The 10,023-nt window shown below is 70.5% G+C and carries 10 protein-coding genes and 1 pseudogene; 3 read left to right on the forward strand and 8 right to left on the reverse strand.

Annotation, left to right across the window (positions count from 1 at the left end; all coding sequences use genetic code 11):
- Window positions 1–119: pseudogene (locus tag FV223_RS31735) on the forward strand (type 1 glutamine amidotransferase); the annotation flags it as partial.
- Here FV223_RS31735 and FV223_RS11860 read toward each other — a convergent pair.
- Window positions 116–952, reverse strand: coding sequence for a transglutaminase family protein (locus FV223_RS11860; protein WP_147727239.1), 837 nt, complete (start codon window positions 950–952; stop codon window positions 116–118). The pseudogene FV223_RS31735 and the gene FV223_RS11860 overlap by 4 nt on opposite strands.
- 456 nt (window positions 953–1,408) lie before the next feature.
- On the opposite strand from FV223_RS11860, the gene FV223_RS11865 reads away from it, so the two are divergent.
- Both FV223_RS11865 and FV223_RS11870 read left to right on the forward strand, forming a co-directional pair.
- A complete protein-coding gene (locus FV223_RS11865) occupies window positions 1,409–4,066 on the forward strand; it encodes a glucosidase (RefSeq protein WP_147727240.1) in 2,658 nt (885 codons plus the stop codon).
- 160 nt (window positions 4,067–4,226) lie between these two features.
- Window positions 4,227–5,225 (forward strand): helix-turn-helix transcriptional regulator, encoded by a 999-nt coding sequence (locus FV223_RS11870; RefSeq protein WP_187276126.1) that lies wholly within the window; start codon window positions 4,227–4,229, stop codon window positions 5,223–5,225.
- A gap of 13 nt (window positions 5,226–5,238) precedes the next feature.
- Here the strand turns inward: FV223_RS11870 and FV223_RS11875 are convergent, their stop codons facing one another.
- The 7 genes from FV223_RS11875 to FV223_RS11905 form a co-directional block, all read right to left on the reverse strand.
- Window positions 5,239–6,243, reverse strand: a complete 1,005-nt coding sequence (locus FV223_RS11875; RefSeq protein ID WP_147727242.1) for a MaoC family dehydratase — start codon at window positions 6,241–6,243, stop codon at window positions 5,239–5,241.
- 9 nt (window positions 6,244–6,252) lie between these two features.
- Window positions 6,253–7,350 carry a redox-regulated ATPase YchF gene (gene ychF / locus FV223_RS11880; protein ID WP_147727243.1) on the reverse strand — a complete coding sequence of 366 codons (1,098 nt, stop codon included), beginning with the start codon at window positions 7,348–7,350 and terminating at the stop codon, window positions 6,253–6,255.
- 8 nt (window positions 7,351–7,358) lie between these two features.
- Window positions 7,359–7,844, reverse strand: coding sequence for a PIN domain-containing protein (locus FV223_RS11885; RefSeq protein WP_187274892.1), 486 nt, complete (start codon window positions 7,842–7,844; stop codon window positions 7,359–7,361).
- Window positions 7,834–8,067 carry a hypothetical protein gene (locus FV223_RS11890; RefSeq protein ID WP_147727245.1) on the reverse strand — a complete coding sequence of 78 codons (234 nt, stop codon included), beginning with the start codon at window positions 8,065–8,067 and terminating at the stop codon, window positions 7,834–7,836. Before FV223_RS11890 ends, FV223_RS11885 begins: the two co-directional genes overlap by 11 nt.
- Window positions 8,068–8,114: 47 nt before the next feature.
- The gene (gene pth / locus FV223_RS11895) at window positions 8,115–8,732 is read right to left on the reverse strand and encodes an aminoacyl-tRNA hydrolase (protein ID WP_147727246.1); all 618 of its coding nucleotides are present in this window, start codon (window positions 8,730–8,732) and stop codon (window positions 8,115–8,117) included.
- Between the two features lie 116 nt (window positions 8,733–8,848).
- Window positions 8,849–9,541, reverse strand: a complete 693-nt coding sequence (locus tag FV223_RS11900; protein WP_147727247.1) for a 50S ribosomal protein L25/general stress protein Ctc — start codon at window positions 9,539–9,541, stop codon at window positions 8,849–8,851.
- Window positions 9,542–9,712: 171 nt separating this feature from the next.
- Window positions 9,713–10,023, reverse strand: a 311-nt coding sequence (locus tag FV223_RS11905) for a tetraacyldisaccharide 4'-kinase (protein WP_187276127.1), incomplete at its 5' end; no start/stop codon positions are given.

Genomic DNA, 10,023 nt, shown 5'->3' on the forward strand with positions numbered 1-10,023 from the left:
CCGGCCCGCTCGCCTGGCGGCACGGGCTCGGCGCCGACGTCCTGGAGCCGGACCAGAGACGCCGCGAGATCGGCAATTTCCTCGACCGGCTGGTCGAGACGGGTGCCGGCGCGCCTTAGGCCGCCTCGGCCATGGCGCCCGCGTCCGGCGACACCTCGTCGGTGTGCACGTCGAACTGCATCAGGTAGGCGGTGCCGAAGCTGGTGGTGAGCGCGCAGTCCGTCGCGTCGCGCCCGCGCGCCATGACGATGCGGGCGATGCGCGGCGTGTTGTGGCGGGCGTCGAACGTGTACCAGCGATCGCCGAGATAGATCTCGAACCAGGCCGAGAAATCCATCGGCGCCGGGTCCTTCGGCACGCCGATGTCGCCGAGATAGCCGGTGGCGTAGCGGGCCGGGATGTTCATGCAGCGGCACAGCGCGATCGCCAGGTGGGCGAAGTCGCGGCAGACGCCGACGCGCTGGACGTAGCCGTCATGGGCGGTGCGGGTGTTGTCGGCCAGCTGGTAGTCGAACCGCAGGTGGTTGTGGACGAAGTCGACGATCGCCTGCACGCGGGCCCAGCCCTCCGGCGTCGCACCGAACAGCGACCAAGCGGTGGCAGAGAGCTTGTCGGTGTCGCAGTAGCGCGAGCCGAGGAGGAACGGCAGCACGTCGTCGGGCAGGTCCTGCACCTGGTGCTGGCGGGCCTGCGGCGCGAACGCGTCGGGCTCGCCGGAATCGCCGATGGTGAAGTCGGCCGACATGGTGATCCGGCCGCCCGGCGCGACGATGCGGGTGCAGACGTTGCCGAAGGCGTCGACGTGCTGCGTCGCCGGCACCGGCGGATCGAAGGCGATGACCTCGGGCGTGACGAGGTCGGCCCGGCGCTCCGGCCGCACGTTCAGCAGCAGGTTCATCGGGGTCGGGCCGAAGGTGTTGAAGGCGATGGTGAAACCGGTCTGGACGAGCATCGTAGATCCGTGGAAGCCGCGCGTGGTGTCGCAGGTAGGGTCGCAGGTAGCCGTTGAACACCGAGCCGATACGCGAGGTTCCGCAGATCAGGCGTGCTTCCGGCGCAGGTTCTGCCCAGATTAAAGGCAGTCTTCATCGCTCGAGCCGCCGACGTTGCTGCCGGTCGACAGACCTCGTCATCCGCAGACGAAGGTGTCGGCCCGGGCTCGAGCCTCGGCACGGGTCCGATCCGGCCGGCCCACGCGCCGAAGCTCCGGACGCCCGGGACGCGCGGTCGGCCCGATTTCCGTGCCGGCCCGCCGACTGGCTCTGATGATGCATCCGGGGCGGGGCATCGACCCATCGGCCCCTCGGGATGTCATGACCGTTCCTCCGCATTCCCCCAGGCCCGTCGGGGCGATCCTTCGCGGCGCCGGGGCCGACGCCCGCCCCGCGCCGGGCTGCGGGTCCAGCGCATGAGCGAGGCGATCGCCTGGGCGGAGCGCCGCCGCATCGCCGAGCAGGCGCGCGGCGAGCGGGCGTGGTCGCTGTGGGGGCCGTATCTCAGCGAGCGGCAATGGGGCACCGTGCGCGAGGATTACAGCCGCGACGGCAACGCGTGGCGCTCGCTCACCCACGAGGAGGCCCGCTCGCGCGCCTACCGCTGGGGCGAGGACGGGCTCGCGGGGATCTGCGACGAGCGCGGGCAGCTCTGCCTCGGGCTCGCCCTGTGGAACGGGCGCGACCGCATCCTGAAGGAACGCCTGTTCGGCCTGACCAACGAGGAGGGCAACCACGGCGAGGACGTCAAGGAGATCTACCACTACCTCGACGCGGTCCCGAGCCACGCCTACCTGAAGTTCCTCTACCGCTATCCGCAAGGGGCCTACCCCTACGAGGACCTCGTGCGCGAGGGGCTGCAGCGCAGCCGCGAGGTGCCGGAATACGAGATCGAGGAGACCGGCCTGTTCGAGGGGTCGCGCTTCTTCGACGTGACGGTGGAATACGCCAAGTCGGACGTCGACGACGTCCACGCCACGATCACCGCGACGAACCGCGGCGCGGACGCCGCCGACCTCCACCTCGTGCCGCAGCTCTGGTTCCGCAACACCTGGTCGTGGCGGAACGACGGTGCGTTGCCGCGGCCCCGGATCGCGCGCCATCCGGAGGGCGGCATCGCCTGCGAGCACCCGCGGCTCGGGCGCTACCGGCTGGCCTTCGAGGGCGAGCCCGAGGTGCTGTTCTGCGAGAACGACACCAACTTACGCCGGCACGCCGGCCAGCCGGAGGCCGAGGGCCCGTTCAAGGACGGGCTCCACGCCGCGATCGTCGAGGGCGACGCCGCGGCGGTCCGCCGCGACGCCGGGACCAAGCTCGGCCTGCACTACGCGCTTCGCCTCGCGCCCGGCGAGACCCGGCGGGTGCGCCTGCGGCTCTCCGCCGGGACGCGGACGCGCCCGATCGACGCCGACGACGCCGTGCGCGACCGCCGCATCGCCGAGGCGGACGCGTTCTACGACGACCTGCAGGACGGGATCGCGGATGCGGACGCGCGCGCGATCTTCCGGCAGGCCTCCGCCGGGTTGATCTGGTCGAAGCAGCTCTACGCCTACGACGTGCGGCGCTGGCTGCAGGGCGACCCGCTCCAGCCGGTGCCGCCGCGGGAGCGCGACGGCGGCCGCAACACGCAGTGGCGCCACTTCGCCGCCTCCGACGTGCTCTCGATGCCCGACAAGTGGGAATATCCGTGGTTCGCCGCCTGGGACCTCGCCTTCCACTGCCTGCCGCTGGCGCTGCTCGACCCGGACTTCGCTAAGAAGCAGCTCCTGCTGCTGACCCGCGAATGGTACATGCACCCCAACGGCCAGCTCCCGGCCTACGAGTGGGAGTTCTCCGACACCAACCCGCCGGTCCACGCCTGGGCGACCTACCGGGTGTTCGAGATCGACCGCGACCGGCGCGGCGGCCGCGGCGACCTCGCCTTCCTCGAAGGCGTCTTCCACAAGCTGCTGATCAACTTCACCTGGTGGGTGAACCGCAAGGATGCCGGCGGCCGCAACGTCTTCCAGGGCGGCTTCCTCGGGCTCGACAACGTCGGCGTGTTCGACCGCTCGCGCCCGCCGCCGGGCTTCGGCATGGTGCACCAGGCCGACGGCACCGCCTGGATGGCGATGTACGCGCTCAACATGATGCGCATCGCCCTCGAGCTCGCGCTCCACAACGACGTCTACGAGAGCACCGCCTCGAAGTTCTTCGAGCACTTCCTCCTCATCGCCGAGGCGATGACCGACATGGGCGGCGAGGGCTTCGGCCTCTGGGACGAGGAGGACGCGTTCTACTACGACGAGGTCGACATGCCCGGCGGCGGGATGCTGCCGCTGCGCGTGCGCTCGATGGTCGGGCTCGTGCCGCTGTTCGCGGTGGAGGTGATCGAGCCCTTCGTGCTCCAGCGCCTGCCGGACTTCGCCCGGCGCCTCAACTGGCTCCTGGAGAACCGCCCGCACCTCGCCTGCCTGGTCTCGCGCTGGGACGAGGGCGGCGTCGGCGACCGAAAGCTGCTTTCGCTGCTGCGCGGCCACCGGATGAAGGCGCTGCTGCGGCGCATGCTCGACGAGGCCGAGTTCCTCTCGCCCTTCGGCGTACGCTCGCTCTCCAAGGCGCACCGCGACCAGCCCTACGTGCTCAACGAGTTCGGCGCCTCCTTCACGGTGCGCTACGACCCGGCCGATTCGACCTCGAACATGTTCGGCGGCAACTCGAACTGGCGCGGGCCGGTGTGGATGCCGACGAACTACCTGATCATCGAGGCGCTGCGCCGCTTCCACTCCTATTACGGCACCGACTTCCTGGTGGAGTTCCCGACCGGCTCGGGCGCGATGTGCACGCTGGCCGCCATCGCCGACGCCCTGCAGGAGCGCCTGATCGGCCTGTTCGCCAAGGACGCGGAGGGCCGCCGCCCGGTCCACGGTGCGCGCGCGCCGATCCCGTCGGCCGAGGGCGCCGAGGAGGCGCTGCTGTTTCACGAGTTCTTCGACGGCGACACCGGCCGCGGTCTCGGCGCCTCGCACCAGACCGGCTGGACCGCGCTGATCGTCAACCTGCTGCACCACCGGGCGCAGCGCGGGGGTGCCTAGGGCATCGTCCAGCGGGGCGGGTCCCGGCGGGGCTTTCGCACGGTGCGCTCCGCCCGGGATCCCTGCGTGGACGCCCGCGATTGGCGGACGCGGCCGCGGGATGTCATCATGGGCGACGCGATCGGGACAGGTTCGCAGGCACGGGCTTCACGTTGACGGGATGACGGGTCAGGCTTCGAACCACCGCGCCGCGTGGCTTCCGCAGAACGGATTCGCCGCCCGCATCGCTTCCGCGCGCCAGCTTCAGAGCTTCAACGACCTGAGCAGCTTCGCGATCAACTTCGACGTGCTCCGCTCGGTCAAGCCCGACATCCAGATGATCGGCAGCAAGAGCAGCACCCTGTGCTTGTGGGAAACCCGTTCGTCCAGCGGCTTCATCAGCAAGCCCAGGGTCGATTCCGACATGATGACGGTCCGGTTCATCGCGAACGGGCACATCACCTACCGCAATCATGCGGGCAGGACGCGCGGCACGCCGAAACATGCGACCCTCGTCGGCTTCGAGGAGGTCGGCGAGATCCAGGCCTCGCAGGCCTTCAACGCGATCAACGGCACGATCACGTTCGAAGCGCTCGCGGCCGCCAACGCCGCGCTGACGGGCGGACAGCACGGCGTGCCGTCCTTCGAGCCGATCGCCGATGTCTCGACGCCGGGCATGATCGCGCTGTTCCACATGATGCAGCAGGTGCAGCGCCGCGGGCAGGCGTCGGATCGCGGCGGCGACATCGCGTTTCCGCTGATCCAGGAGATCCTCAGCTATCAGCTGCTGTCCGTCTGGCCGAAGCGCACGCGCGTGGCACCGGCCCCGGCGACGGACGCCTCCGCGTCGCGCTTCGGCATCGCTCTCGAGTTCATCGAGGCGAACCTCTCGCGGCCCATGACCCTGTCGCTCATCGCGACGGCGGCCGGGCTCAGCGTCCGCTCCCTCCAGAGCCAGTTCCGTCAACGGATGGGGCAGACGGCGATCGCGTTCATCACCGAGCGGCGGCTCGCGCGCACCCACAAGGACCTGACCTCCGCCTTCGATCCCGAGATCACGATCGCGGAGATCGCCCGGCGGTGGGGCTTCGTGCACATGAGCGACTTCGGGCAACGCTACAGGCGTGCCTATGGGCGCACGCCCTCCGAGGCACGGCGCGATGCCGGCCCGCGGGGCTGACCCCGCGTCCGCCTCACGGCGCCCACTGCCAGAACACCGAGCTTTTGAACGAGAACACCGTCTCGCCGCGCTGGTTGACGCCGACGTTGTCGGCGAAGGCGAGGCCCCAGCCGGGGCGGGAGGCGGAGGCGCGCTTGTCGGTGAGCATCGTGGCGTAGCGCACGGTGTCGCCGGCATAGACGGGCTTCAGCCAGCGCATGTCGCGGAAACCCGGCGACGGGCCGGTGGTCGGCGCCTGCCCGCGGGCGGCGGTGTGGGCGTGGTCGCGGGCGCGGGTCGCGAGCAGCCGCTTCATGTAGGCCGCGGCCGTGTGCCAGCCCGAGGCGCACAGCCCGCCGAAATGCGTCGCCTTGGCGGCCTCGGGATCGGTGTGGAACACCTGCGGGTCGTAGGCGCGGCCGAAGGCCAGGATCGCCTCGGCCGGGAAGGCGTAGGCGCCGAGATCGCGGGTCGCGCCGATCGCCGCGTCCTTCAGGAACGGCAGGATCTCGGCGTCGTCCGGCTCGACCACCGCGGGCGGGACGCCGGTCTCGACGATCCGCGGCGGCGCCGGCTCGGCCCCGCGCCGGGCGAGCATCACGGTGAAGGCCTGGGTCATCACCGCCTCGCCGCGGCCGTTCTCCAGGGTGAGCAGGCAGGCGGCGAAGCCCCGGTCGGGCTTCGAGGCCGAGGCGCGGGTCTCGTCGACGCGCAGGGTGGCGGAGAGCGTATCGCCCGGCAGCACCGGCTTCAGCCAGCGCAGCTCGGCGATGCCGGGCGATCCGAGCGAGGAGTGCCCGCCCATCGGCCCGGCCTGCAGCAGCCGCATGCCGAGGGAGGCCGTGTGCCAGCCCGACGCGATCAGCCGCCCGGCGAAGGTCGTCTCCGCGAGCCGCTCGTCGAGATGGAACGGCTGCGCATCGAACGCGCGGGCGAAGGCGACAATGTCGTCGCGGCTCACCGTCAGCGGCGCGCCGGTGCGGACCTGGCCGGCGGCGAAATCCTCGAAGTGGAGGCCGGACGTGTCGGGGCCGGGCATGGGCGCGCCTCAGTTGGCGAAGCGGAAATGCAGCACGTCGCCGTCCTGCACGAGGTACTCCTTGCCCTCGAGGCGGAGCTTGCCGGCGTCCCGCGCGCCGGACTCGCCCTTCAGCGCGGTGTAGTCGGAGAACGCGATGGTCTCGGCGCGGATGAAGCCCTTCTCGAAGTCGGTGTGGATCACGCCGGCCGCCGCGGGCGCGCGGGTGCCCTTGGTGATCGTCCAGGCGCGGGCCTCCTTCGGGCCGACGGTGAAGTAGGTGATCAGCCCGAGCAGGTCGTAGCCGGCGCGGATCACCCGGTTCAGGCCGGGCTCGGCCAGCCCCACCGCCTCGAGGTAGTCGCCCTGGTCGGCGGCCGGCATCACCGCGATCTCGCTCTCGATCTTGGCCGAGACCACCACCGCCTGGGCGCCCTCCGCCGCCGCGCGCTCCTGCACCGCCTTCGAATAGGCGTTGCCCTTGTCGGCGTCGCCCTCGTCGACGTTGCAGACGTAGAGCACGGGCTTGGCCGTCATCAGGCCGAGCTGCTGGAACAGGCGCTCCTCCTCGGGCTTGCGCGCGACCATGCGGGCGGGCTTGCCCTCGCGCAGGTACGGCAGGGCGCGGTTGACGAGGTCCAGGAATTCCTTGGCCTCCTTGTCGGCGCCGCGGGCCCGCTTCTCCAGGGCGAAGACGCGCTTCTCCAGGCTGTCGAGGTCGGCCAGCATCAGCTCGGTCTCGATCGTCTCGATGTCGGCGCCCGGGTCGACCTTGCCCTCGACATGGGTGACGTCGCCGTCGTCGAAGCAGCGCACCACGTGGGCGATCGCGTCGCATTCGCGGATGTTGGCGAGGAACTGGTTGCCGAGCCCTTCGCCCTTCGAGGCGCCGCGCACGAGGCCGGCGATGTCGACGAAGGTCAGCCGCGTCGGGATGATCTCCTTCGAGGCGGCGATCTTCGCCAGGTCGTCGAGCCGCGGGTCGGGCACCGCCACGTCGCCGACGTTGGGCTCGATGGTGCAGAACGGATAGTTGGCGGCCTGCGCCGCCGCCGTCTGCGTCAGCGCGTTGAAGAGGGTCGACTTGCCGACGTTCGGCAGGCCGACGATGCCGCATTTGAAGCCCATGATATTCCTCAAGAGTCCATCAGGATCGTCTCGGGTGAAACCCGGAACGGATTGATGATTGTCGTTCCCTCGACCTCGCGGCCGTGTTGATAATCCTCGGAGAGCAGGAACCGGCAACCCGATCGGATCGCCGCCCCGAGGATCACGCAGTCCCACCATTGAAAACCGGTCCGCTCGCGCAACGACCATGCATCGGCGATCAGATCGAGATCCGTCGCACCGGAGGACCAGCCTTCCAGCGCGAGCATCGTACGGCGCGCCTCCTCCGGCGCGATTCGAAGCTTTCCCCGCAGGAGGACGGCGTGAATCTCACCGAGAACCTGCGGACCGACGACGATCGAACCTCGTTTCGCCAACGCCGCGAGCCAGCGCAAGGCTTCGGCCTGCTTCTCCGGAAATCGGTCGTCCCGGGCATACAGGAACACGTTCGTGTCGACGAACACGCGCGGGTCGACGATCGCGGATCCGGCAGAGAAGGCCGGATCACTCGTCACGATAGCGCTCGTTCCTCGGCGGCGCCTTCCCGTTCTCGTCCAGAACGTGGAGCGGCGGCCCGGCGAGGAACCGCTCCAAAGCCTCCGTCTGGGTCGTCGGATGCCCGATCCGACGTTCGACGGTCTCGCTGATGAACTTCGACAGGCTCTTGCCCTCCGTCGCGGCGGCGATCCGCGCGCGACGGAGCACCGCCTCGTCCATCGTCACGGTCACGTTCTTCATCGGACGGCCTCCAACGGCCTTCGATATCGTGTCCTCGTGTTTTCGTGTCAATTCTTGGCGGCCTTCTCGCCGGGCCGCTTCACGTCGGCCCAGCCGCGGCCGACCATGGCGAGGTGGACCTTATTCTGGAAGCTCTCGTTCTCGTTGGCCGCCAGCAGGGCCACCTCGTCGGCGATCGCCCGGCACAGGTCCTCGACCCACGGCTCCTCGGACTTCGCGAAGTCGTTGAGCACGTAGGCGTGCACCAGGGCCTTGTCGCCGGGATGGCCGATGCCGAGGCGCACCCGGCGATAGTCGTTGCCGCACTGGGCGGTGATCGAGCGCAGGCCGTTGTGCCCGGCATTCCCGCCGCCGAGCTTCACCCGGATCTTGGCCGCGGCCAGATCGAGCTCGTCGTGCAGGACGATCACGTCCGACAGCGCGATCTTGTAGAAGCGCTGCGCCTCCGAGACCGAGCGGCCGGACTCGTTCATGAAGGTCTGCGGCTTCAGCAGGATCGCGCGCTCGACCCCGAACGACACCTCGGCCGCCTCCCCCTGGAAGCGGCGCCGGAACGGGCTCGCCCGGTGGACCCGGGCGATCTCGTCCACCGCGAGGAACCCGATGTTGTGACGGTTGCGGGCGTAGGCTTTGCCCGGATTGCCCAGGCCCACGATGAGCCGCATGACGACTGTCTCCGACCTTCCCGAAACGACGATGCCCCGGCCTCGCGGCCGGGGCATCGTCTCGAAGCCGCGCCGCCGCGGGGCGGCGGCGCGGGAGGATCGCGCCCGCGAAGGGCTCAGTCCTCCTTCTTCTCCTCGGTGGCCTCGGCCTCTTCGGCCTCGGCTTCGACCTTCTCGGCCTCGGCTTCCGCCGACTGCGCCTCGGCGATCGCGGCCTCCTCGGCCTCGACCTCGGCGCCGAGCACGGTCGGCGGCACGACGTTGGCGATCGGGTCGGCGGCCTCGCCGGTGTAGGTGACGCCGGCCGGCAGGGTGACGTCGGAGACGTGGATCACGTCGCCGATCTGGCGGCCGGTGAGGTCGATCTCGATCCCGTCGGGGATCTGGTCGGGGGCGACCTCGACGGCCAGGGTGTGCAGCGAGATGTTGAGCGTGCCGCCCTGCTGCTTGATGCCGGGGGCCGCGTCCTCGTTGTGGAAGTGCACCGGCACCTCGACGGTGACGGTCTGGCCGGCGACGACGCGCAGGAAGTCGACGTGCATCGGCACGCCGCTGACCGGGTCGAGCTGGAAGTCGCGCGGGATCGCGCGGGTCTTCTTGCCGCCGGCGTTGATCTCGAACAGCGTGGTCTTGAAGCCGCCGGCGTAGATCAGGGTGCGGGTGCGGATGAGGTCGATGGCGATCGACTGCGGCGGCTGGCCGCCACCGTACACGACGGCGGGAACCTGGCCCTGGCGACGAACGGCCCGGGCGGCCCCCTTGCCGACCCGGTCGCGTGCCACGGCCTCAAGCGTCTTGACTGCGCTCATGGCGTGATCCTTCGATTGATGAATGGTCGGGGAAACGACGAAGGCCGCCCGAGACGGACGGCCGAACCGAAACCCCACGCGCCCGTGCCTCCAAGGGTGTCTGGCGGGCGTGGAGCGCCTATAGCGGGGTTGGGCCCCGATGGCAACGCGGAGGGCGGATCGTCCGGCGGCTCACGGCCCGATCCGGAGCCCGGCCAGCACCCGCGCCCGCACGCCGTCCGGATCGGCGAAGGCCAGGCGCACCGGCAGCACCCGCACCCGCGCGGCGAAGGCTTCGGGCAGGCGGACGTGGTCCTTCTCGGTGGTGGCCAATTCCGCGCCGAGGCGGCCGGCCTCCGCTGCGAGCCGCGCGAGGTCGGCGTCGCGGTAGGGATGGTGGTCGGGGAAGCTGCGGGTCGCGGCGATCTCGGCGCCGGCCTCGCGCAGCGACGCGAAGACCTTCTCGGGACGGCCGATGCCGGCGAAGGCCAGCACGCGGCGGC

This window comes from Methylobacterium sp. WL116, assembly GCF_008039455.1.
GTDB lineage: Bacteria > Pseudomonadota > Alphaproteobacteria > Rhizobiales > Beijerinckiaceae > Methylobacterium.

Bases quoted from the DNA above. Each gene is read 5' to 3' on its own strand.
- FV223_RS11865 (WP_147727240.1), top strand. From the start codon at position 1,409: ATGAGCGAGGCGATCGCCTGGGCGGAGCGCCGCCGCATCGCCGAGCAG.
- pth (WP_147727246.1), bottom strand. From the start codon at position 8,732: ATGCGGCTCATCGTGGGCCTGGGCAATCCGGGCAAAGCCTACGCCCGC.
- FV223_RS11860 (WP_147727239.1), bottom strand. From the start codon at position 952: ATGCTCGTCCAGACCGGTTTCACCATCGCCTTCAACACCTTCGGCCCG.
- FV223_RS11890 (WP_147727245.1), bottom strand. From the start codon at position 8,067: ATGAAGAACGTGACCGTGACGATGGACGAGGCGGTGCTCCGTCGCGCG.
- FV223_RS11870 (WP_187276126.1), top strand. From the start codon at position 4,227: ATGACGGGTCAGGCTTCGAACCACCGCGCCGCGTGGCTTCCGCAGAAC.
- FV223_RS11875 (WP_147727242.1), bottom strand. From the start codon at position 6,243: ATGCCCGGCCCCGACACGTCCGGCCTCCACTTCGAGGATTTCGCCGCC.
- ychF (WP_147727243.1), bottom strand. From the start codon at position 7,350: ATGGGCTTCAAATGCGGCATCGTCGGCCTGCCGAACGTCGGCAAGTCG.
- FV223_RS11900 (WP_147727247.1), bottom strand. From the start codon at position 9,541: ATGAGCGCAGTCAAGACGCTTGAGGCCGTGGCACGCGACCGGGTCGGC.